Source organism: Pantoea sp. Sc1 (assembly GCF_000255315.1).
In the GTDB taxonomy this organism is placed as follows: domain Bacteria; phylum Pseudomonadota; class Gammaproteobacteria; order Enterobacterales; family Enterobacteriaceae; genus Pantoea; species Pantoea anthophila.
This window is the reverse complement of record NZ_AJFP01000001.1, coordinates 1-22,898: the sequence shown is the minus strand read 5'-3', so window position 1 is coordinate 22,898 and position 22,898 is coordinate 1. Positions and strand designations below refer to the sequence as shown.

The window sequence follows — 22,898 nt, the reverse complement described above, 5'->3', positions numbered from 1 at the left end:
GTAAAGGCGTGCCCTTACGTAGCTCAGGATATAGCGCAAGTTTGCCCGTTGACCCCAAATCCCGAATGCCTTTGATTGAAGAGCATCAATGGCCTGTAACTCCGCTTTTTCTCGATGAAAAAGAACGCAATACCTTTACAACTTTTGTGGAAAGTGTTAAATATCAAGAAAAACTTATCGAAAATGGTCTTTCAAGCAGACTCAGCTTACTGCTTTCAGGCCCGCCAGGAACGGGGAAAACCTTAATTGCTGGACATATTGCCTCTCAACTTAATAGGCCATTATATGTAGTCCGGTTAGATTCAGTTATCTCTTCTCTTTTGGGCGATACAGCAAAAAATCTGCGTCAAATATTTGATTTTGTACCTTCGAATAATGGAATACTGTTGTTGGATGAAGTTGATGCAGTAGCTAAGGTAAGGGATGACAGACATGAAATCGGTGAGCTAAAGCGCGTGGTAAACACATTAATACAGGGCTTAGATTCTTTAGATGATAGCTCAATAGTAATAGCTGCAACTAATCATGCCGAATTGTTAGATCCTGCCATATGGAGGAGATTTCCATTCAAGATTAGTTTTGACTTACCTAATCAGGATTTAAGGGAAGAATTATGGAACCATTTCCTCTTTAAGGATAATGGTGATGCTAAAGATTTAAAAGCATTAGGAGCTGTATCCTCAGGCTTGAGCGGTGCAGATATTGAAACTATTGCCATATCCGCGCGAAGAGATTCGTTGTTAAAAAATAAAAAATTAAACGTACCATCAGTTATTTTTTCTATTGTAGATAGTGATTTAAAAAACTTTGCCATGCCAGGTGTAAATGAACTCGATTCAGCAAAAAACAAGATAGTAAGTAACATTCTTTATAGCACTAAACTTTTCACACAGTCTGAAGTTGCAAGTTTACTTAATATTAGTAGGCAAACAGTTTCTAATTATATAAAGGAATAAGTCATGGCAACTGGCAATGGTAAAGCTACAATAAATCCGATATTAAGTTTTTTGGAAAAGCCTGTACCGAAAGGAGTGACCGGGGGGGGTAAAAATGCTGACGGAATAAGCTGGTCACGTTTAGAAGCGCAAAAAGAGTCCTTGAGCGAAAGCCTTAAGGATATCCAGAGTGATGAGGAGTTAATCCCACACTCCGGTAAAATACATCTTTTGGTTAAAATGTTTGATGATTCTTTGGCTCCTTCATGGACCCCTAATGACCTTTTTGAAACTAACTCACTCACAAGAATCGTATCTCCAGCATATAAGGGGTTTCTCGTTGAAACCTATAAAGCCAAATTGGATGATGTTATTAATAGAATCAAATCTGCTCAGACGGATAAGATTAAAGTAGATATTTCTAGGCTAAAAAGTATATCGGGGTTTGGTAAAAAAGAAATTTTAAGAAATAACGATGATTTATTTGATATTAACGAGAAGGCGGAAAAAGAATTTAATGTTTGGCTTTTGCCTTTTCATGATTCTAATGCGCGCATTTCGGTTGCAAATGAACTTAAAAGCTTAGTCAAAGACGGAACGCTTAAGTTTGGTGACAAAAAATTTACCAATGTATTTGAAGAGGCTGAAAATAATTCAGCTGACAGTAATTTTATTGAACGACTTAATAGATATTTAGCTGAAGGTTATCTCTCTTTTACAACCATTTTAAAAACAAAAAATGACTTTCAGAAATTAATTAGTTCAGGTGCTATATATAGAATTGAACCAGTGAATTCTATTACAACTAAATCGACACCTCCTGGAAGCGGTGAAGAACCTTCACCTAAGAGAATTGATCATGAAAATGCACCAGTAGTAGTTATTGTCGATGGAGGTTGCTCGGCACCATCATACTTGCCACTTAACGTAATGAAAATAAGACCTTTAATTGAACAGTCTGACGCCGATCTAAAACATGGAAATCGAGTAACATCTATAATCTGTCAAGCTTCAGGCTGGAACAATAATTTATCACTTCCAAGCTTAGAGTGTAAATTCATAAGTGTTCAAGCAATTAACAAGGTTGGAGTAGCTAATCAGCCAACTTCCGAGCAGTTCATAAACTATCTAAGACGCGTCGCAGAAAGAACAAAAGGAGAAGCTTCTGTATGGAATCTATCCTTCAATGAATCAAGTCCTTCAAAAAATTTTGAAGAAATAAGTTATCTTGGCCATGAAATTAATGCAATAGCTCGGGAGTTTAATATATTACCAGTTATCTCAATTGGGAATATTGATAATTCTAATAAATCAAAGTTGTGTCCTCCAGCAGATTGTGAGGCGGCTCTTACTATTGCCGGAAGAACGGCGAATAATAATGGTGATGTTGATCAAGCCTGTCCACACAGTTTACGTGGCCCGGCTCCAGCTGGGATGAAGAAACCTGAGCTTTCATGGTTCTCAACACTAAGGATGATTGGAGGCGATGTAGATGTTGGCACTAGTTTTAGCGCCCCACTTGTATCATCTATAGCGGCCCACACTTTCAAAAATATCAAGAACCCAACACCTGACTTAGTAAAAGCTTTACTGATAAACAAAGCTGAACAAATTGAGCATGACGTACGTCTTGGATGGGGAACACCTTGGCATAAAGGAAATGCAATGCCTTGGTTGTGCGATGACGGCACTGTCACTCTGGCATGGAATTCAAAGTTAAAAGCAGGGAGTTCATACTACTGGAACGATATCCCTCTACCATCTGAGATGATTATTGGTGGGAAAATAAAAGGGGATATAATCTTAACTGCTATTATTAAACCTTTGGTATCCGAATTAGGTGGCGATAATTATTTTTCTACAAGATTACAGTGCGCCTTACAGCATGTTTCTAATGATGGAAAAACGAAGAGTTTGCTTGGTTCAATGCGGGAATCGACTGATAAAGAAGTTGATTCTCGTCAAGAGTTAGCAAAATGGAGTCCTGTAAGACACCATGGAAAATCCTTCAAGGGAGTTTCTGTTGATAATGATAAAGTAAGATTATATGCAAGAATTTTTACAAGGGATTTATTCCAATTTGGTTTTTCAACCCATCATGAGATTGAGGAACAAGATGTTGCTTTTGTTTTAACCTTCAAAACTCACGGAAAAGATCCAGCCATTTATAACTCGATGACGCAACGATTAGGTAATAAAGTTGAAGTTGCAAACATCGAGCAAGATATCAATCTTGATGGTCTTGTTTAAAGAATAATGCTATTAAAATCAGGCGGTTAATTTTATGTATCGCCTGATTTTTTTAAATTTTTACACTTGCTAGGAATATTAAAATATTTCAAGATTATGGACGAAATCCTTTATTTACATATTCATATGTACCTAAAGGAAGGGTGAATTAACAGCTAATCTTATCTGTTTTAACCACGCTTGTGCCAAACACATCTTTTGACGCCAGCGCGGTTATCAGTGATGCAGCTATCGTCTTCCCATACTGCCTGCAAGTTGTCCACAAGATTCCCTATTCTACAGCGTAAAAAATTTCATCTTCAGAGACATTCTCATAACTCGAATGTGCTAACTCTGCAATGATACTCATTGCCAGTTTCATGTCAGATTGCTTGCAATTTGCTATAAGCGATACCTCAGCAATGAACTGAACGCAAGCCATCTTACGATTTATCGGTGCCAAATCTTGAGTGTCCATCTAACCCTCCCTTTACTCTAAAAACTGTATAAGCATACAGTAGTGGGTGCGTTGCGAAATGTGAAATGTTTTTTCTTTCAATCGGTCCTAATCTGAAAATGAAAACTGCGATATTCAGCGATTACAAACTGTTATTTTGATTGGATAAAGCGTTTACTACCTGCCGTTAGCGGCTTCGCTTGTGCCAGCTTTATTAGTTCAGATCCATTGATGCCACTTATTGTCTTCCTGCAGCCGCGCGTTCCGGTAGAAAATGCGCATACCTGCACCAGAATCCAGACTCCCCCCTGACAGAAGCAGGTTTGTTTCTCTTTCATCCCCGGTAAATCCTCTTACCCTCAGTTCTGCAACCAGAAGCGCCCGCTGATCATCGTCAATTTCCTGCTTATAACTCCGTTTCTGGCGCGGCTTAACCACCCGGAGACGCGCCAGCAGATCACGGCGCTGTTTTCTGGTCATGTTGTTGAAGTCTGCCGGACCATACACAGGCGTTTCACCCGGCTCGACAGGTTCAACAGATACCGGCTTACCCCCTGAAATGTTCAGTTTTTCATCAGGGGGACAGTTATTGCCACGAGTCCAAGGGGCGCCAGCGCCCTGGTCGGCTGTCGCCTCCTGAACGTCAACGGCCTTACGGACCATTTTCCATTTCGTTGCGTGCGTGCAGATGCGGCCCGCCACTAACGGGGACCAGATGCCATAAATACGGGTGCCGTGATCGCCGTAAGGGGTAGGCTCATCGTTAAGCTCATAAGCGGTTCTGACAATGTGATGTTTGCGCGGAACAAGCACGCCGCCCTGTTTCATGATGTAGGTGGCAAAGCAGCCCACATCTGCAGCGGCCAGCACGGCGTCCAGCTGCGCGTTTTCAAGCACCGGCGCCCCGGCTTTTTTATCGCTTTGATTTCTCAGCGCCTGACCGGCAAGCAGACGTAGTTCCCGGTAAGCCTGGCGGCCCGGAATGCCAAAGAAGCGGAACTGCTGCACACGATGAAGTGATGCCCAAGCGCCCACGTTCTCCGCGCTGTCACGCAGTGATTTACCCGTTTCTGCGCTGATCTCTTCCGACAGTCCGCGCCCGTCAATATTCTTGCTCACATATTTGGCGATATAACTGGTCGGTGAACCTTTGCGCGGATTGATCAGCTCAGCCTTAAAGCGCGGACCTGTATTGCTGCCAAGCTCTTCGCGGTCTTCACGAATGGCAAATTTCCGCAGCAGGGCAGTGACTGAACGGCGCTCTTTTTTGCGCATGAAGCACAGCAGGTGCCAGTGTACGGTTCCATCATGATGCGGCTCCGCAACCCGCACGCCATACCAGCGCATCCCGGCTTTGTGCATGGCCTTGCGGAAGGCGGCAAACGTATCAACCAGATAATCACTGCTCTGGCGAACCGTGGCCGTGGTCCACTTAGGATTGGGTCTGCCGTTTTTCAGGGTGGCGTGGAAACGCGAAGGGCAGGTGATGGTGTAAAACATGGCGCAGTCGCCGCGCATCTCTGCGATAAGCTCCAGCCCCTTAACGCAGGCCATCATTTCATTACGGCGGTGTGCCGGATTGCTGTTGCTGGCATTCACCACGTCTTCCATATCCAGCGTATCGCCGTCGTCGCTGACCAGCTCATGTGAGCGGAAGAACTCCAGAGATTTCCGGCGCTGCTCGCGCTTATGGATCACTGCTTCATAGCTGACGTAGGGGGACGTTTTTTTGTTGACCAGGCAGACGGCACGCAGCTGCTCTTCACGCCATTCACAACGCAGCTGCCATAACTTGCGATACCACCAATCCGCGCAGAGCATACGGGCCAGCGATGGCGGGATCAGATCATAGGGCACTGGCTTGCGGCGGCGCTTTTTGCGGCGCAGTTGCTCAAAGGCCGGGGGGATTACGTCCAGGCGCATTGCTTCCGCTGCAACAGCTTCCCATGCCTGGCGGACCTGCTCCGGCGTCACATCGTCACTGACGAACAGATGCCCGCTGGCTTTATCGAGACACATGCTCATGTGAGCAGCAACCAGCGTTGACAAACGCTTGACATGATTCTGGTTCATTTCAGGCAAGGCCAGCAGGCCGTCCAGCCCGTCGTGACCGGCGATATACCGGAATGAGGGTGAAATCTGGCTTTCGCGCACGCGTGCCAGCCTCTCAAGGCAGGGGCGGATAGTTTCGCGCAGATAGCGGGAATAAGCCTGCGGCCTGCCGAGATTGTGGAAAAACTCAATGCGGTCCATGAGAGGCTTGCTGATGTGCGACGGCTGGGCGCTGACATCTGCCACGATGACCAGATCAGGATTGTACTGCTGCTGTTCGCGGGCCATCTTTGCCCGGCTGATGATTCTGTCCTGCACAATTTCGCGCTGAACAGGATCGCGGGATTCGTTGAAAAAGTAGCGGTCCCAAACCTGATCGCTCAATGTCTCACGGCGCAGCTGCTCCTGCTCGTTGTCAGCAGCATAGAGAGCGATCAGGTTTGAAAGCGCAGACACCGGCGCAACTTCCGCCGGGTCCAGCTGTGGATTTATTGCCCTTTTAGGGGCATTCCACGGGTATGCGAATACCTGAGCCATTACACCGCCAGACTCATGTGACGCGCCGCGATGATTTCTGGCGCGCTCTTACCTTCACCGGCGGCCACGCCAACAGAGCGGGCAACAGTGATTTTGGTCAGGCCAAATTCGCGGTAGATACTGCGGGTAAACATCGTGTCGCTGTTTGAAACGATGACCGGGTTACGCTCAGAGATACCCAGCAGGATGCAGGCCAGCGAATGCTGATCATCTTCGCTGAACCCATCGGTGTGATAAGCGGTAAACGTGCCGTGATAAGGCGGATCGCAGTACACGACATCACCGGCACGGACCATGTTCAGGGTTTCGCTGTAGCCCAGGCATTCAAACGTAGCGCGCTGGGACTTCAGGGCAAAAGCCTCAATTTCGGCCAGAGGGAAATATGGCTGTTTGTAATGGCCGTAAGGATTATTAAATTCGCCGCGCTTGTTATAACGGCAAAGGCCACGGTAGCCGTGGCGGTTCAGGTAGAGGAATTGCGCAGCACGTTCCAGCAGTGGCAGTGCCGCGTTGAAGTTAAAATCTTTGCGGACCTGATAATAACTCTCTTCCGTTTTGTTCTGATTAAAGAGTGATAACGCCACGACAATAAACGGGCGCGTATGTTCTTTAACCTGGCGATAGAGGTTAATCAGATCGGGATTCACGTCGGCTACCAGATAAGCCGGGTAATCCGTATTCATCATGACCGCACAGGAACCGGCAAACGGCTCAACCAGACGATCACCGGCGGGCAGGTGCTTAATCAGTTCAGGCATCAGGCCGGACTTGCTGCCGGCCCATTTCAGAATGGTTTTCATAACGCTGCACCTTTGTAATGCGCGCTTTTCAGCTCACTGATTTGTTTGCAGGTTACGCAGAGGGAAACGCCCGGCAGTGCGCGGCGGCGCTGCTCCGGAATCTCTTCGCCGCATGAAAGGCAGAAAAACTCACTCGCCCCTGCGGGGCGGTGAGTCGCGTTTGCCAGATTGCGCGCCAGCTCTTCCTGCACGCGCTGCTGTACCAGATCCATTGAATCGGCCATCAGTGCATCTCCTGCGCCTGGTTCTCAAAGCGATCTGCTTCTTTGTCCAGAAGCTCGATGATTTCCGCCGCAGACATTTCCTCTTTGCGGGCATGAATCGCCAGCGCGGCCAAGCGGATAGAAACTGACATGGCATCATCACTACGCTGCTCAGATTTGGCCTTGCTCAGCAGGGCATTAAGCGCGTCGTCGTCAGCTTTAAAACTACGGGTCTGGATATTTCGCATTTCTCATTCTCCTGAATTCGGGCAAAAGAATGCCCGGCGGGTTTACGCCATTTAATTTCTTTGGGTTAATTAATTAGGTAACGTCAGATTCTTTGGAAATAAACTCACGACTGCTTTTAAGTGATTCATTGCGCAAATCAGCGCCGTTTTTTCGTCACTCGTCAGTTCACTAAAATCAACGCCGTGACGTTCTTTGCTGATATTTGCCAGGAAGAAAATCGCGCTCAGTGCGCGGCTATTATGTTCTGCCTGGTGATCGCGCTTATCACGCATGTCTGCGATAAAGCGTTTCAGTTCATTGCTGCAATCGCCGTGCATCATGGTGCGAAGCGCAGAGATGTGATTAAGCGCACTGGCACGCTGCCCAGCGTTCATCTGAACAGTGATACTTTCAGCCTTGTAAGCCATGATTCTTTCCTCTTACCGGTTAATCCTGCCAGCAGTTCGGCCTGTGAAATTGCCGGGTGCCAGCGCCTGCCCTTATCTGCCGCAATCCAGCCGTGGCCGTATGCGTGGGACGGGCTTTGCCGCTTCAGAAGCGGGGCCACTGAAAATGCCATGCCTCATACCATCCCGATTGATGCACCGATACCGCTTAACACATCGGCAGTACCTGACAGCGCAGGGTTTGACTGAACGCGAGTCTGTACGGCAAGGGCTGCCAGCATCATGCAGCGAATGCCGGTATTAGCTGCTTCAACGATCCCGCGACGGCATGAGGTTGTAATGCTGGCGTGATTAGCCGCACTGGCAGCCAGAGTTCCTACCTGTGCAGAAGCGTTGAGAACATAGGCCGGGAACTTCTCAGCAGCGTGCTCGTTAACTGGAACACACGGCAGACAGTGCAGCTGCGCCAGCATCCCATCGATCAAAGTCGCGTCTTCGGTCAGGTCTGTAAGCAACAGCAACTCTGCGACGGTCAGCTGATGCATCTGATCAGGGTTAAGTTTGTTGCGAAGCGTCTGCACTTTCATGCCCGCTTGCTGGGCCAGCTCACGCATGTTGTGAGTCAGCGCAAACTTGCGACACGCATCGTCATAGTGGTTATGGGTGGATGTCTTAAAATCAAACATGGTCATTCCTTTGCTCAACTTAAATAATTAAGTTGTTACGCAGCGACGTAGTGGCAATTGATACCCTGAGCGAGCAAACGCGCGCGAAAGGCAACCATATTGATCCGGGCTGCACCACCGGCTTTTTTGCGAGGCATTACAAGCAAATCGCCGTCTTCAACCATCTGTTTTACGGTGCGGAGGCAGTAACCATAGGTTTGCGCGAACTGTTCATACGTCATCAGGTCGGGGCCACTAGGTATTGTAATTTGATTGGTCATCGGGGATTATCTCCAGTTGGCAGTATGTATGGTGCATTGGCGTGCATTTTCATTAACGAAATGGATGATATATTCCAATTGTATCTGTGTAAACAGATCATTTTGGATTAGTTGAAGGGCATATGACCGATTACAACAGCGATGTGAAGGGCATACTTGAAAGAATCCTTAAATCTTATGGTGTTAGCTCACGCCCAGAGCTGGCCGAACTGCTTAAAATTCCTTTGCCTACAATCCAGAACTGGGTATCTCGTCAGAGCCTGCCAGGGGACTACATCGTTCAGTGCGCACTGGATACTGGTGCGAATCTCAAATGGCTCGTTAGCGGTGAACTTACAAATGTAAGTTGTGGGGGCGAGAGGCATTCATCTCTTAAAGGGAAAAAACTACACGATGCCATGCTGGCTAATGGCGGGCGGGCGGTCTTAGATCGCATAATGCACGCATATGGCTTCAATATGCAGAAGCAGCTTGGTGACTTGCTTGATATTCCTTCAGCCACGATGAGCGCCTGGGTCCGGAGAGATTACTTCCCTGGTGATGTGGTCATTACTTGCGCCCTAGATACGGGGGTTTCTCTATCTTGGTTAGCTACTGGTCATGAGGATGAGGCATTACCAGCGAGGAATACAACTGAGCAAATGATACCATCCATACCATCACGAAAACTCTCTGGAGGCACCTTAGAGAATCAGGATAATGTGAGTTTCAATCTTTCTCTGTTTGGCCTTGACTTAACTAACCCTATATTTATCCAGCGCGGCTCGATTTCTTGGATTGTTGAGGGGGGCGCTCAAACTATTGGAAATGGTGATTGGTTATTAGATATAGATGGCTATAAAGATATTTATACCGTGTCGCGCCTTCCGGGTAATAGAATTAAAGTTACCAACAATACATCTTCATTTGAATGCTTAGATACTGATGTAACCCCTATAGGGTTTGTCATGCTGACTATATCTAAATGTTTATAGGTAAACTATGGCTGAATTTATTTTATTAATAATAGCAATAGTGAGCGGCATTGGTTCAGCTCACTACAATTGCAAAACCAAAAGCATCGTAGGTTTCAAGGCTTTCATAAGTCTATGCCTTGGTGGTGCTGCTTTAGGCACAATTATGCTTTTCAGTTTTTTTACGCCAACTTGGGTTTCATATTTATTAGCGGCTATGTGCGTTATCATCCTAATTAATAATATTTCTGAATACAAAAAAACACTGGTTAGATAACATGTCCATTAAAAAACTTTCATCTGGCGAATGGCTTGCTGATTTTTATTTAGATGGACGTGGCAGTAGACGCATCAGGAAAAGCTTTACAACAAAAGGGGAAGCGGTAGCCTTTGAAGATTTCACACGCGCTGAGGCTGAAAATAAACCGTGGATAAAGGAAAAGGAAGATCGCAGGAAGCTAAGCGAATTAATTAAACTCTGGGACTCTTTGCACGGGCAGTCACTCAAGGCCGTTAAATCTCGAAAGGCAAAACTAGATATAGTGTGTGCTGGATTAGGGGACCCGATAGCTTCTCAGCTGACGGCAAAAGATTGGGCGCATTATCGTGATCGCCGTCTTAAGGGTGAGATTTCCAACGGCTATCACGATGACCCTTCTAAATGGAAAGTAAAACCCATAACGGTTAACAGAGAGCAAAACTATCTTGCCGCTGTTTTCAATGAGCTTAAGAGACTAGGGGAATGGTCTTTACCTAACCCACTTGAAGGCGTTCGGACATTCCGGGAAGACGAAAAGGAAATGTCCTGGCTTACCTTAAAGCAGATCACCGAGCTTCTGGATGGGTGCGAGCTTTACGGAAAGCCAGATTTAAAGATGATATGCAAAGTTTGCTTGGCTACAGGTGCGCGTTGGACCGAAGCGGAAACACTGACCCGTTCGCAGCTGTCACCTAATAAACTTTCATTCTTTAAAACTAAAGGCGGCAAAAACAGAACGGTTCCTATTCAGCAATGGCTTTATGACGAGCTAAAGGAGCGGCAAGGAAGGATGTTTAAGCCATGCTATCAGGACTTCAAGAAGATGCTAGCTACTACAACTATCCAGCTTATAGAAGGCCAGAAAACTCATGTTCTCCGGCACACTTTTGCCAGCCATTTTATGATGAATGGTGGCAATATTCTGGTACTGCAAAGAATTCTCGGTCATGCAAACATACGTGAGACGATGAAGTATGCTCATTTTGCTCCTGATCATTTAGAAGAGGCAGCTTCGTTGAATCCCTTAGCAAGAGTAAAAAATCCCAAAGGACTGCTTAATGAAAATTTTGAGTAAGGATATTAAAAGGCTTCGCCCTGTAAATAGAATTGAAACCGTTTCAGAGTTTGTTAATCATGTCGTAAATTGGAATTTAGATGATTCGCCTCCTACAGCGTTTCGAGGTCAGCGACATTATGGGTGGCAATCGTCTCCTAAAATATTTAGGAATGACAATAATGTTTACAACAGCGAAAACTTAGCTGTAAGAGATATCGTTTCTTTGCATCCGGGAGAGTTTGATTCTGATAAGACGATGTTTGATAGGTTAGTGAGAATGCAACACTTCGGACTGCCCACGCGATTGCTAGATGTTACCATTAACCCCTTAGTAGCTTTATGGTTTGCTTCTGAACCAAGTTTGGATGCTGACGAATTTCATGGAGCAGTTCAGGCATTATCAATACCAAAAGATAGGCAGCGATACTATGATAGTGATAGGGTGAGCTGCATGGCTAATATTGCTAACTTAACAAAAAAGCAAAAAGAGCTTCTTCTTGATGCAATAATTTCTACGGATGATGTTCCAGCGTTTAATTTATCAGAAATAGCTGATATTTTGGTTTCCCACGTTAGAATGGAGAAGTCTCATTTTCGGAATATTATAGATCCTGAGGATTTGCTGCGGCCTATTTATGTCAAACCCAAAATGTCTAATAAAAGAATAATTGCCCAGTCTGGAGCTTTTTTATTGCATGGAATATTAAAAAATACTGGCAGAATGAGTAATCGTATACGGCAAGATCGAATTTGGATACATGAAGATGATAAAGCAAAAATAAGGGAAGACCTTGCGATGCTAGGGATACATGAAAGAACCTTGTTTCCAGAAATTGACAAATCAGCAAAATTTATCTCTGAGTCATATGGATTTGGTCGAAGCGGGCGAGGTGACGACAGTTCTTTATAGTGTCCACAAACTGACTACACAGCATGTACGTGACTGCCTTTGGATGCACCAGATATAGTATTAACTAACTGTTTTATAATGAAAATCGTTATATATCAATGGTGTCTTGAAAAAGCGTCTTAACTAAGGTATCGCTAACGCGACATCTGAAAGTTAATAGCAAACAAGGGGTTGGCATCTGCCAGCCCCTTTTTTTTGTCCTGTTGCCTGCCGTTAAGCAGTCTCTGGCCGCTGAAAATGATAAATCGCGGTATTGACCGGCCCGTCATTGAGCACGATCAGGCCGTAACGACAGCCAATAAAATCGCCGCCCGACTTCTCCGCGACGGCTCTGCTGGCGAGATTATCCTCGGCCACCAGAATCTCAATTACCCGTGTTTCAGGTCGTGAAAACCCCAGCGGCAATAAAGCGGCGACGGCACGGGTCGCAATCCCCTGACGCTGAACATCACTACGCACCCAGTAGCCAATTGCACTGGCAGCGCCGGGATGGCGGGCAAAGCGCACGCCTGCGCCTCCCAGCAGCTGATCGTGCTGATCGACAATCGCAAACTCTTCAGCTTCTTCCCGCATCCGTTGCCAGTGGGTAAAGCGGATCCAGCTTTCCGCCTCATGCGACTGATAGTCGTGATGTGCCCAGGCCATCCAGGGGATCAGGCTGTCCAGCGAGGCGTTCACCGCAGCGGTAAACGCAGGGACATCGCTTAACAGGAAAGGTCGCAGATGCGTCGTGCGTGGTGAAGAAGGCATATCATTCCCGGATGCAAACCCTTAATCGTTTCATTTTGCCTGCGCCGGTAAGAAAAACAACAAAAGCGGGTGTAAAGATATAATTACATTTTAGCCTTGGTGCTTTCTTCTGTGTTATTATTTATATATATGATTTTATTGCTTAATTTATAGTGAGCTGCGACGGTTATTGATCTGTGGTAATTAATGTGTACATACTATCTTGCGCTCTGTACCGGCTGTGATACAGTGACGTCAATCCTCAGCGAGGAGTCCAGAACCGCTAATACGAGATAAAGGATCGCCATCATGCAAAAAGACGCGCTGAACAATGTGCACATCGCCGGTGAACAGGTTTTAATTACACCTGAAGAGCTGAAAGCGAAGTTTCCACTGACGCCGGAACAGCAGGAGCAGGTTGCGGCTTCACGCCAGACCATCTCTGACATTATTGCCGGGCGCGATCCGCGTCTGCTGGTGGTATGCGGACCCTGTTCAATTCACGATACCGAAGTCGCACTGGACTATGCGCGTCGTCTGCAAACTCTTTCTGAACAGCTGAGCGATCAGCTCTATATCGTTATGCGCGTCTACTTTGAAAAACCCCGCACCACCGTCGGCTGGAAAGGGCTGATCAACGATCCTTACATGGATAACTCGTTCGATATGGAAGCGGGTCTGCACATCGCTCGTAAGCTGCTGGTGGACCTGGTTGAAATGGGCCTGCCGCTGGCGACAGAAGCGCTCGATCCAAACAGCCCGCAATATCTGGGTGATCTGTTCAGCTGGTCCGCGATTGGCGCACGCACGACCGAATCCCAGACGCACCGCGAAATGGCTTCGGGTCTCTCCATGCCGGTAGGCTTTAAAAATGGCACCGATGGCAGCCTTGGCACGGCGATCAATGCGATGCGCGCCGCGGCAATGCCGCATCGCTTCGTCGGCATCAATCAGGCGGGTCAGGTCTGCCTGCTGCAGACGCAGGGCAACCCGGATGGGCATGTGATTCTGCGTGGTGGTAAAGCGCCGAACTACGGTCCTGAAGATGTCGCACAGTGTGAAAAAGAGATGCAGAAGGCGGGACTGCGTCCTGCCTTAATGATAGATTGCAGCCATGGTAATTCGAACAAAGACTACAGCCGTCAGCCTGGCGTAGCGGAATCCGCTATCGCCCAGATCAAAGACGGGAACCGTTCAATCATTGGTCTGATGCTGGAAAGCCATATCAATGAGGGTAACCAGTCTTCTGAACTGCCACGCAGCGAAATGAAATATGGCGTTTCCGTCACCGATGCGTGCATCAGCTGGGACGTGACCGAAACGTTGCTGCGTGAGATGCATCAGGATCTGAAGGGAGTGCTGTCGGCGCGTCTGTCACAAGAGGTATAAGAGGAATGGTGGCTGAACTGACCGCGTTACGCGATCAAATTGATAGTGTTGATAAAGCGCTCCTTGATCTGCTGGCCAGACGTCTGGAGCTGGTCGCTGAGGTAGGGGAAGTTAAAAGCCGTTACGGCCTGCCTATCTATGTGCCTGAACGGGAAGCGTCAATGCTGGCTTCCCGTCGCAAAGAGGCTGAAGCGCTCGGTGTGCCGCCGGATCTGATTGAGGATGTGCTGCGTCGCGTGATGCGCGAATCCTATACCAGCGAGAATGATAAAGGCTTTAAAACCCTATGCCCGGCACTGCGTCCGGTGGTGATCGTTGGCGGCAAGGGCCAGATGGGCCGACTCTTTGAAAAGATGCTCGGCCTGTCAGGCTATACGGTGAAAACGCTGGATAAAGAGGACTGGCCGCAGGCGGAGACCTTACTCCGTGATGCCGGTATGGTCATCATCAGCGTGCCAATTCACCTGACTGAACAGGTGATTGCACAATTACCCCCTCTGCCAGACGACTGCATTCTGGTCGATCTGGCGTCGGTCAAAAACCGCCCTCTGCAGGCGATGCTGGCCGCCCATAATGGTCCGGTGCTGGGTCTGCATCCGATGTTCGGCCCGGACAGTGGCAGCCTGGCGAAACAGGTGGTGGTCTGGTGTGATGGCCGGCAGCCGGAGGCGTATCAGTGGTTCCTGGAGCAGATTCAGGTCTGGGGTGCGCGCCTGCATCGCATCAGTGCGGTTGAGCACGATCAGAACATGGCGTTTATCCAGGCGCTGCGTCACTTTGCCACCTTTGCTTATGGCCTGCATTTAGCCGAAGAGAACGTCAATCTTGACCAGCTGCTGGCGCTTTCATCACCGATTTACCGGCTGGAGCTGGCAATGGTCGGGCGGTTATTCGCTCAGGACCCGCAGCTTTACGCCGATATCATTATGTCTTCAGAGAGTAATCTGGCGCTGATTAAACGTTACTACCAGCGGTTTGGTGAAGCGATTGCGCTGCTGGAGCAGGGTGACAAACAGGCGTTTATCGCCAGCTTTAATCGCGTAGAGCAGTGGTTTGGCGATCATGCCCGACGCTTCCTCATTGAGAGTCGCAGCCTGCTGCGATCGGCGAACGACAGCCGCCCATAAAGAAAAAGGCATCCTTCCGGATGCCTTTTTTCTATTCGGCAGGTTCAACGGGCACGACATTCTCGCTGGGATAACAGCCCAGCACCTTCAGCGAGCGGGTCATTGTCTGTAATTCCTGCAGCGCTTGCTGCATCCGCTCTGATTGCAGATTGCCCTGCACATCAATGTAGAACATCTCTTCCCACGGATTACCGTGAATCGGGCGTGATTCCAGTTTGCTCATAATCAGGTTGTGCTGACGCAGTACCAGCAGCGCATCGACCAGCGCGCCCGCCTGCTGACCGGTTGCCATGATCAGCGTGGTTTTGGCTGGCACCTGATCTGACACATCGATCGCCTTACGCGCCAGCACGATGAAGCGGGTGTGGTTTTGCTGCTGATTGGCCAGATTCCGCTCCAGCACCTGCAACTGATAGAGTTCACCACCGGCTTCACTGCCCAGGGCCGCAACGGCAGGGGAGTTGAGCGCTGCGACCTTTTCCATTGCCGCGGCCGTACTCTCGGTATATTCGATTTTCCAGTGCGGGAAACGGTTAATAAACTGGCTGCACTGCTGGAACGGCTGAGGATGGCTGTAAACCGTCTCTATCTGCTGCAGGTCGCTGCTACCCTTCACCAGGACGCAGTGGTCGATAGGCAGCGTCAGTTCACCCACAATGGAGAGGCTGGTCTGCTGCAGCAGGTCATAAACATCATTGATGGAGCCTGAACTGGTGTTCTCAATCGGCATGACGGCGTAATCGGCTGCGCCATTTTCGACCTGTTTGATGATGTCGTGAAACTTCAGGCAGCCACACTCCACCATATTATCGAAGTGGCGCGATGCATAGTTGCGTGCCGCCAGATGGGAGTAAGAGCCTTTAGGACCGAGGAAGGCGATACGCGCCGCATGGGCATGAGGGTGGTTGAGGTTCTTTTGCAGCAGCGCCTGCTGGGTCAGAACGGAATCTTCAATGACCAGCTGAAACAGACGGGTGATATAATGCGCATCCAGGTGATGGGCCTTACCCAGCACAATCAGATTTTCCAGCAGCGCGCGTTCGCGCTCGACATCCCGAATCGGGCGATGTGTAGCCAGCTTGGCCTGCGCAACTTCCACTGCCAGCAGACGACGCTCAGCCAGCAGCGTCAGAAGTTTTTTATCCACTGCGCTGATCTTATCGCGTAGCGCCAGCAATGGATTGTCGGGATTCATAGGGCTCACCTGTATGCTATCCAAAAAAAAAGCCTCCCGGCTGGGAGGCTTGGTTGTTCGTCTTCGCTTTCATTTTCTCACGACGAATGGCCTCCCGTTCAGGGGAAGGTAAAAAAGAAAGCGAAGAAAAACAGATCATGTTTCATGGAAATGTCCGTAAAAGGAGTAGGGGGAGAGTAACCGTACAGCTTAAAAGCTGTCAATAAAAAACGCGCCCGGAGGCGCGTTAAGAAAATCAGGACGCTTCGTCAGCAGGAATGATGTCTTTCACGCTGGCACTGGCGCGGCGTGCTTCAGACTTGTGCTGTACTTTGTTGAGCTGGCGCTCCAGCTTCGCAATCAGGTCGTTGATCGCGGTGTACATATCGTCATGTTTGGCACTGGCCACCAGAGTCCCGTTTGGGGTGTTAATGGTGGCATCGGCCACGAATTCTTTGGGCTCTTTCGACAGAACAATATGCGGATTAATCAGGTCGGTTTGCCATTTTTCGAGCTTGGCGAGACGGTCTTCAACATGGCTTCGGATGGCCGGGGTGATTTCCATTTGCTTACTGGTAATGTTCAGAATCATCGTTCTTACCTCTCTGTCATTTCCGTCTTGGTCTTCTCAGCATAGCGCGAAAAAGCGCTGAATGTGAGATTTCTATCACGGAAAAATGTCACTTTTTGTCAGTTTTGACAATCTGTGAGAAAGGCTCAGAAACGGGCGGAAATACCTTGAAGCGAACCGATAAACCCGGCATTCTTGATGGGTTAGCTCGCTGATTTCAGATCCAGTTATGACTGTTTTGTGAGCAAAAAAAAGCAGCCTTTCCGGCTGCTTTTTTTATGGCTGAAACGCAGCCTGCTGTCAGCTATTGTTAGCCGCGATGATTTTCGCCACTTTATCCGCTTCAGCGTTCAGCTGCAGGTTGCGGTAGGCATTCTCCATCAGCGGCAGTGCGTCGTGTGTCGCCTGCGTATCCGGATAATCGCGCATCATCCCTTCAACCCGGTTAACAACCGCGACATAAGCCTCACGCTTAGTATAGAATTGCGCCACTGAAAGCTCATATTTGGCCAGGCGATCTTTCAGGTAGACCAGACGTTTCTGCGCGTCAGCGGCATACTGACTGTTCGGGTAACTGCGCAGCAGCTGTGAGAAGTCACGGAAAGCATCACGTGCGTGCGTCGGGTCGCGGTCAGAACGATCGATACCGAAGAAGCCCTGCAGTGCTGAATCATCCAGCGCCATGTCCGTCAGACCTTTCATATAGATGACATAGTCGATGTTCGGATGGGTCGGGTTGAGGCGCATAAAGCGCGCAATGGCAGCCTGTGCCAGAGGCAGATCGGCATTTTTATAGTACGCGTAGATTAAATCCAGCTGCACCTGCTGCGAGTAAGGACCGAACGGATAACGATTATCCAGCGCTTCCAGTTGCTTAATCGCAGCTTTAAAGTTACCGTCCTGCAGCTTTTGCTGCGCTGTGGCATAGATTTCAGAAGGCGGGCTGTCCGGTACCGCGTCATTTGAGCCGGAACAACCAACAAGTGCCAGGCTCAGTGTGGCAGCAGCCACCAGATGTTTCATACGCGTCATGACGAAGTGATTATCCTCAAATGTTATGGCGGAAGCTGTCCGTATAGCTCCCGGTAATGACCAGGTACGATAGCACATTATATTAAACGGCATCGCCGTGAAAACCCAACGTTAACGAAGAAGCTGTATATGGCACAACAAGTTCAACTCACCGCAACGGTATCCGAATCACAACTCGGACAACGCTTAGATCAGACTTTGGCGGAATTGTTCCCTGATTATTCACGTTCACGCATAAAAGAGTGGATCCTCGATCGTCGCGTGACGGTAAACGGCGTCATGGTCGATACCCCAAAAGAAAAAGTGTTGGGCGGCGAGCTGGTCGCGATTAACGCTGAGATTGAGGAGGCACAGCGCTGGGAACCGCAAAATCTGCCACTCGACATCGTTTACGAAGATGAAGACATCATTGTCATCAATAAACCCCGCGATTTTGTGGTGCATCCCGGTGCCGGTAATCCGGATGGCACGGTGCTGAATGCATTGCTTCATCACTATCCTGCGATCATGGATGTGCCTCGTGCGGGCATCGTACACCGCCTGGATAAAGACACGACCGGCCTGATGGTCGTGGCGAAAACCGTACCGGCACAGACGCATCTGGTGGAATCACTGCAGCGGCGTGAAATTACCCGCGAATATGAAGCCGTTGCGATAGGTAATATGACCGCGGGCGGCACGGTCGAAGAGCCGATCAGTCGTCACTCCACCAAACGTACGCACATGGCCGTACACCCGATGGGGAAACCGGCGGTCACGCACTACCGCATCATGGAGCATTTCCGTGCGCACACGCGTCTGCGTCTGCGTCTGGAAACCGGGCGTACTCACCAGATCCGCGTTCATATGTCACACATCAGCCATCCGCTGGTGGGCGATCCGCTCTACGGTGGTCGCCCGCGTCCGCCAAAAGGCGCGTCAGAGGCGTTTATCGCTACGCTACGGGGCTTCGACCGTCAGGCGCTGCACGCTACGATGCTGCGTCTTTACCATCCTATCAGCGGTATTGAAATGGAGTTTCATGCGGCCATCCCGCAGGACATGGTCGATCTGATTGCGGCGTTAAAAGCAGACACCGCAGAATTTAAAGACCAGATGGACTGGTAATGGATCTGATTATTCCTCAATGGCCCGCACCGGCGCGTGTCCGGGCCTGCTCAACCCGCCGCCAGGGCGGAGTCAGTGATTCCCCGTGGGATGCGCTTAACCTGGGCGGGCACGTGGGGGATAATCCCGGCGCGGTTGCGCGTAACCGTCAGTTGCTGGTTGATGAGGCGGGGTTGCCTGCGATGCCACAGTGGCTGGATCAGGTGCACGGCACCGGCGTCGTGCGTCTGGCTGAGGGCGGAGAGACGCCATTACGCGCTGATGCCTGCATTACCTCCGAGCCTGGCGTGGTCTGCGCCATTATGACGGCTGACTGTCTGCCGGTGCTGTTCTGTTCGCAGGACGGTGCTGAAGTGGCGGCCGCGCATGCCGGCTGGCGTGGCCTCTGTGCCGGCGTTCTGGAAAATACCCTGGCGCAGTTCCGATCGCCGCCCGATCAGATTCATGCCTGGCTGGGGCCGGCAATCGGCCCGGATGCGTTTGAGGTCGGTGCCGAAGTGCGCGACGCCTTTGTGGCTCAGGACCCCCACGCCGGACAGGCTTTTCATCCGTCGGGAGAGCGATTCTACGCCAATATCTGGCTGCTGGCGCGCAGGCGACTGCAGGCTGCAGGCGTCCGTTCCATCAGCGCCGACAGCCGCTGTACCTTTACACAGCGTGACGATTTCTTCTCTTTCCGCCGCGATGGGATCACCGGGCGTATGGCAACTTTGATCTGGCTGTTATAACCTTACGCGATAAGACGGTCCAGTTAGCGTATTTTTTACTCAAATCTCAGGTCATTAACCTTGAAAATTTGAGGGATGACCTCATTTAATCTCCAGTAGCATTTTGACCTGTAATGGGAGGAATTATGCGTCTGGATCGTCTTACCAACAAATTTCAGCTGGCTCTCGCCGACGCGCAGTCCCTGGCTCTGGGACACGACAACCAATTTATTGAACCTCTGCACCTGATGAGCGCATTGCTCAAACAGGAAGGCGGATCGGTTTCGCCTTTACTGACGTCGGCCGGTGTCGACGTGACACCTTTTCGCGCGCAGGTTGAGCAGGCCATTGACCGCCTGCCGCAGGTTGAAGGCAGCGAAGGGGATGTTCAACCCTCATCTGACCTCGTCCGGGTATTAAACCTGTGCGACAAACTGGCGCAGAAGCGCAACGACAACTTTATTTCATCTGAATTATTTGTTCTGGCTGCCCTGGAATCACGCGGCTCTCTGGCCGATCTGCTCAAAGCGGCAGGTGCCACTCGCGAAAAAATCACCAGTGCGATTGAACAAATGCGGGGAGGAGACAACGTGAACGATCAGGGGGCTGAAGATCAGCGCCAGGCACTGAAGAAATATACTATCGATCTGACCGAGCGCGCCGAGAAGGGCAAACTCGATCCGGTTATCGGCCGTGATGAAGAGATCCGTCGCACCATCCAGGTGTTGCAGCGCCGTACCAAAAATAACCCGGTGCTGATTGGTGAACCCGGCGTGGGTAAAACAGCGATTGTTGAAGGGCTGGCGCAGCGCATTATCAATGGCGAAGTGCCTGAAGGTCTGAAAGGCCGGCGGGTTCTGGCGCTGGATATGGGTGCGCTGGTGGCCGGTGCTAAATATCGCGGTGAATTCGAAGAGCGCCTGAAAGGGGTGCTGAGCGATCTGTCGAAGCAGGAAGGAAACGTCATTCTGTTCATCGACGAGCTGCACACGATGGTCGGTGCCGGTAAAGCTGACGGCGCGATGGATGCCGGCAATATGCTTAAACCCGCGCTGGCGCGTGGCGAGCTGCACTGTGTCGGTGCCACTACGCTGGATGAGTACCGGCAGTATATTGAAAAAGATGCTGCGCTGGAGCGCCGTTTCCAGAAAGTCTTTGTGGCTGAACCGAGTGTCGAAGATACCATCGCCATTCTGCGCGGCCTGAAAGAGCGTTATGAACTGCATCATCATGTGCAGATCACTGACCCGGCGATCGTCGCGGCTGCAACGCTTTCTCATCGTTACATTGCGGACCGGCAGCTGCCTGACAAGGCGATTGACCTGATCGACGAGGCGGCATCCAGCATTCGTATGCAGATGGACTCGAAGCCGGAGTCACTGGATCGCCTGGAGCGTCGCATCATTCAGCTGAAGCTGGAGCAGCAGGCACTGAAGAAAGAGGCTGATGATGCCAGCATCAAACGCCTTGAGATGCTGGAGAGCGAGCTGAATCAGAAAGAGCGGGAGTATGCCGAGCTTGAAGATGAGTGGAAAACCGAGAAAGCCTCATTATCCGGCACGCAGAACATCAAAGCTGAACTGGAGCAGGCGCGTCTCAATTTAGAGCAGGCCCGTCGTCAGGGCGATCTCGCTCAGATGTCAGAGCTGCAGTACGGTAAAATTCCTGCCCTGGAAAAACAGTTAGCTGCAGCCACCCAGGCGGAAGGCAAAACCATGAAGTTACTGCGTAACCGGGTAACAGATGTGGAGATTGCCGATGTGCTGGCCCGCTGGACCGGTATCCCGGTAGCACGAATGATGGAAGGCGAGCGCGATAAGCTGTTGCGGATGGAGCAGGAGCTGCATGGCCGGGTTATCGGACAGGATGAAGCCGTTGAGGCGGTATCCAATGCGATTCGTCGCAGCCGTGCTGGTCTGTCGGATCCTAACCGTCCTATCGGTTCGTTCCTGTTCTTGGGGCCGACCGGTGTAGGTAAGACCGAGCTGTGTAAATCGCTGGCTAACTTCCTGTTCGACAGTGACGATGCCATGGTGCGAATCGACATGTCCGAATTTATGGAAAAACATTCGGTATCACGGCTGGTGGGTGCCCCTCCGGGCTATGTCGGTTATGAAGAGGGCGGTTATCTGACTGAAGCGGTACGCCGTCGTCCTTACTCCGTCATCCTGCTGGATGAGGTCGAAAAGGCGCATCCTGATGTCTTTAACATTCTGCTGCAGGTGCTGGATGATGGACGCCTGACGGATGGACAGGGCAGAACGGTCGATTTCCGTAACAGCGTGGTGATCATGACCTCTAACCTTGGGTCAGATTTAATTCAGGAGCGGTTCGGCGATCTCGGCTATCCGGAAATGAAAGAGATTGTGATGGGTGTGGTTGGCCAGCACTTCCGTCCTGAATTCATCAACCGTATTGATGAGGTCGTGGTGTTCCATCCGCTGGCTGAGAAACATATTGCCTCTATTGCTCAGATTCAGCTGCAGCGGCTGTATCACCGTCTGGAGGAGCGGGGCTATCAGTTGCAGATCTCCGAGGAGGCTCTGCGGTTGCTGGCGGAGAATGGCTACGATCCGGTCTATGGTGCGCGTCCGCTGAAACGGGCGATACAGCAGCAGATCGAAAACCCGCTGGCACAGCAGATCCTTTCTGGTTCACTGGTGCCGGGCAAAACAATCCAGATGGATGTGGAAAACGATGTGATTACAGCTCATCAGTAATCCTGCGAGATAAAAACGGGCCGCTGGCCCGTTTTTTTATGCCCGTTTACCTGAGTTTTGTTTAATAAGGCAGCGAATTGAGTGCAAAGTGAACGGTCGGTAAAAAAGTTGTCATTTGCACTTGCGCTATCTGAACCGCTCCCTATAATGCGCCTCCATCGACACGGCACACCGGCAACGGGAAACGGGTTGAAGGTTCAGGAGACTGAGCCGCCGGAGAAAAACTTCTGAAAAAGAGGTTGACTCTGAAGGAGGAAAGCGTAATATACGCCACCTCGCGACAGGACGCTAACGCACTGTTCGCGCTGCTCTTTAACAATTTATCAGACAATCTGTGTGGGCACTCGCAGGATTGATATCAGCGTCTCC

At 49.8% G+C, this 22,898-nt stretch carries 25 protein-coding genes and 1 other annotated feature; of the genes, 11 read left to right on the top strand and 14 right to left on the bottom strand.

What is annotated here, in order from left to right; all coding sequences use genetic code 11:
- The first annotated feature begins 8 nt into the window (after window positions 1-8).
- A complete protein-coding gene (locus tag S7A_RS00105; RefSeq protein ID WP_237712291.1) occupies window positions 9-956 on the top strand; it encodes an AAA family ATPase in 948 nt (315 codons plus the stop codon).
- Between the two features lie 3 nt (window positions 957-959).
- The gene (locus S7A_RS00100; protein ID WP_033736016.1) at window positions 960-3,185 is read left to right on the top strand and encodes a S8 family peptidase; all 2,226 of its coding nucleotides are present in this window, start codon (window positions 960-962) and stop codon (window positions 3,183-3,185) included.
- 271 nt (window positions 3,186-3,456) lie between these two features.
- On the opposite strand, the gene S7A_RS00095 is transcribed toward S7A_RS00100, so the two are convergent.
- The 9 genes from S7A_RS00095 to S7A_RS00060 all read right to left on the bottom strand — a co-directional run bounded on the left by S7A_RS00095 (window position 3,457) and on the right by S7A_RS00060 (window position 8,794).
- Window positions 3,457-3,642, bottom strand: coding sequence for a hypothetical protein (locus S7A_RS00095; RefSeq protein ID WP_009086824.1), 186 nt, complete (start codon window positions 3,640-3,642; stop codon window positions 3,457-3,459).
- Window positions 3,643-3,840: 198 nt separating this feature from the next.
- Window positions 3,841-6,210: a replication endonuclease gene (locus S7A_RS00090; protein ID WP_033736015.1), complete on the bottom strand. Its 2,370-nt coding sequence runs from the start codon at window positions 6,208-6,210 to the stop codon at window positions 3,841-3,843.
- The gene (locus S7A_RS00085; RefSeq protein WP_009086820.1) at window positions 6,210-7,010 is read right to left on the bottom strand and encodes a DNA adenine methylase; all 801 of its coding nucleotides are present in this window, start codon (window positions 7,008-7,010) and stop codon (window positions 6,210-6,212) included. Before S7A_RS00085 ends, S7A_RS00090 begins: the two co-directional genes overlap by 1 nt.
- Window positions 7,007-7,234, bottom strand: a complete 228-nt coding sequence (locus S7A_RS00080; RefSeq protein ID WP_009086818.1) for a TraR/DksA family transcriptional regulator — start codon at window positions 7,232-7,234, stop codon at window positions 7,007-7,009. Before S7A_RS00080 ends, S7A_RS00085 begins: the two co-directional genes overlap by 4 nt.
- Window positions 7,234-7,461, bottom strand: coding sequence for a DUF2732 family protein (locus tag S7A_RS00075; protein WP_009086816.1), 228 nt, complete (start codon window positions 7,459-7,461; stop codon window positions 7,234-7,236). The genes S7A_RS00080 and S7A_RS00075 overlap by 1 nt, the downstream gene beginning before the upstream one ends.
- 69 nt (window positions 7,462-7,530) lie before the next feature.
- Window positions 7,531-7,869 carry a DUF5347 family protein gene (locus S7A_RS00070; RefSeq protein ID WP_009086814.1) on the bottom strand — a complete coding sequence of 113 codons (339 nt, stop codon included), beginning with the start codon at window positions 7,867-7,869 and terminating at the stop codon, window positions 7,531-7,533.
- On the bottom strand, window positions 7,833-8,021 hold the full coding sequence (locus S7A_RS20610; protein ID WP_009086812.1) for a phage filamentation protein Fil family protein: 189 nt from the start codon (window positions 8,019-8,021) through the stop codon (window positions 7,833-7,835). Before S7A_RS20610 ends, S7A_RS00070 begins: the two co-directional genes overlap by 37 nt.
- A gap of 3 nt (window positions 8,022-8,024) precedes the next feature.
- On the bottom strand, window positions 8,025-8,534 hold the full coding sequence (locus S7A_RS00065) for a phage regulatory CII family protein (protein ID WP_009086810.1): 510 nt from the start codon (window positions 8,532-8,534) through the stop codon (window positions 8,025-8,027).
- Between the two features lie 35 nt (window positions 8,535-8,569).
- A complete protein-coding gene (locus S7A_RS00060; protein ID WP_009086808.1) occupies window positions 8,570-8,794 on the bottom strand; it encodes a hypothetical protein in 225 nt (74 codons plus the stop codon).
- A gap of 122 nt (window positions 8,795-8,916) precedes the next feature.
- Here S7A_RS00060 and S7A_RS00055 point away from each other — a divergent pair, with 122 nt between their 5' ends.
- From S7A_RS00055 to S7A_RS20605, 4 genes are read left to right on the top strand one after another with little or no spacing between them, the layout of a single operon-like run.
- Window positions 8,917-9,768 carry a phage repressor protein CI gene (locus S7A_RS00055; protein WP_009086806.1) on the top strand — a complete coding sequence of 284 codons (852 nt, stop codon included), beginning with the start codon at window positions 8,917-8,919 and terminating at the stop codon, window positions 9,766-9,768.
- A 7-nt stretch (window positions 9,769-9,775) separates the two neighbouring features.
- Window positions 9,776-10,024 carry a hypothetical protein gene (locus S7A_RS21135; RefSeq protein WP_141629797.1) on the top strand — a complete coding sequence of 83 codons (249 nt, stop codon included), beginning with the start codon at window positions 9,776-9,778 and terminating at the stop codon, window positions 10,022-10,024.
- A 1-nt stretch (window position 10,025) separates the two neighbouring features.
- Window positions 10,026-11,081, top strand: coding sequence for a tyrosine-type recombinase/integrase (locus S7A_RS00050; RefSeq protein ID WP_009086804.1), 1,056 nt, complete (start codon window positions 10,026-10,028; stop codon window positions 11,079-11,081).
- The gene (locus S7A_RS20605) at window positions 11,065-11,973 is read left to right on the top strand and encodes an FRG domain-containing protein (protein WP_071987787.1); all 909 of its coding nucleotides are present in this window, start codon (window positions 11,065-11,067) and stop codon (window positions 11,971-11,973) included. Before S7A_RS00050 ends, S7A_RS20605 begins: the two co-directional genes overlap by 17 nt.
- Before the next feature lie 213 nt (window positions 11,974-12,186).
- Here the strand turns inward: S7A_RS20605 and S7A_RS00045 are convergent, their stop codons facing one another.
- Entirely contained in the window at window positions 12,187-12,723 is a 537-nt protein-coding gene (locus tag S7A_RS00045; RefSeq protein WP_009086799.1) for a GNAT family N-acetyltransferase, read from the bottom strand.
- A 288-nt stretch (window positions 12,724-13,011) separates the two neighbouring features.
- On the opposite strand from S7A_RS00045, the gene S7A_RS00040 reads away from it, so the two are divergent.
- On the top strand, window positions 13,012-14,091 hold the full coding sequence (locus S7A_RS00040) for a 3-deoxy-7-phosphoheptulonate synthase (protein ID WP_009086797.1): 1,080 nt from the start codon (window positions 13,012-13,014) through the stop codon (window positions 14,089-14,091).
- 5 nt (window positions 14,092-14,096) lie between these two features.
- A complete protein-coding gene (gene tyrA, locus S7A_RS00035) occupies window positions 14,097-15,218 on the top strand; it encodes a bifunctional chorismate mutase/prephenate dehydrogenase (protein WP_009086795.1) in 1,122 nt (373 codons plus the stop codon).
- A gap of 31 nt (window positions 15,219-15,249) precedes the next feature.
- Here tyrA and pheA read toward each other — a convergent pair whose 3' ends face one another.
- The 4 genes from pheA to bamD all read right to left on the bottom strand — a co-directional run bounded on the left by pheA (window position 15,250) and on the right by bamD (window position 17,995).
- Complete coding sequence (gene pheA / locus S7A_RS00030) at window positions 15,250-16,413, bottom strand: bifunctional chorismate mutase/prephenate dehydratase (protein ID WP_009086794.1); 1,164 nt, start codon at window positions 16,411-16,413, stop codon at window positions 15,250-15,252.
- A gap of 22 nt (window positions 16,414-16,435) precedes the next feature.
- Window positions 16,436-16,560 (bottom strand) — a sequence feature (Phe leader region).
- Window positions 16,512-16,559, bottom strand: coding sequence for a pheA operon leader peptide PheL (gene pheL, locus S7A_RS21545; RefSeq protein WP_193387678.1), 48 nt, complete (start codon window positions 16,557-16,559; stop codon window positions 16,512-16,514). (Overlaps the previous feature by 48 nt.)
- Before the next feature lie 88 nt (window positions 16,561-16,648).
- Window positions 16,649-16,984 carry a ribosome-associated translation inhibitor RaiA gene (gene raiA / locus S7A_RS00025; protein WP_009086789.1) on the bottom strand — a complete coding sequence of 112 codons (336 nt, stop codon included), beginning with the start codon at window positions 16,982-16,984 and terminating at the stop codon, window positions 16,649-16,651.
- A 279-nt stretch (window positions 16,985-17,263) separates the two neighbouring features.
- Window positions 17,264-17,995 (bottom strand): outer membrane protein assembly factor BamD, encoded by a 732-nt coding sequence (bamD, locus tag S7A_RS00020; RefSeq protein WP_009086788.1) that lies wholly within the window; start codon window positions 17,993-17,995, stop codon window positions 17,264-17,266.
- A gap of 129 nt (window positions 17,996-18,124) precedes the next feature.
- Between bamD and rluD the strand changes: the two genes are divergently transcribed.
- From rluD to clpB, 3 genes are all read left to right on the top strand, one after another.
- Window positions 18,125-19,102, top strand: coding sequence for a 23S rRNA pseudouridine(1911/1915/1917) synthase RluD (gene rluD / locus S7A_RS00015; RefSeq protein WP_009086786.1), 978 nt, complete (start codon window positions 18,125-18,127; stop codon window positions 19,100-19,102).
- Entirely contained in the window at window positions 19,102-19,830 is a 729-nt protein-coding gene (gene yfiH, locus S7A_RS00010; protein ID WP_009086783.1) for a purine nucleoside phosphorylase YfiH, read from the top strand. Before rluD ends, yfiH begins: the two co-directional genes overlap by 1 nt.
- Before the next feature lie 125 nt (window positions 19,831-19,955).
- Window positions 19,956-22,529 (top strand): ATP-dependent chaperone ClpB, encoded by a 2,574-nt coding sequence (gene clpB, locus S7A_RS00005; RefSeq protein ID WP_009086781.1) that lies wholly within the window; start codon window positions 19,956-19,958, stop codon window positions 22,527-22,529.
- The last annotated feature ends 369 nt before the right edge of the window (window positions 22,530-22,898 follow it).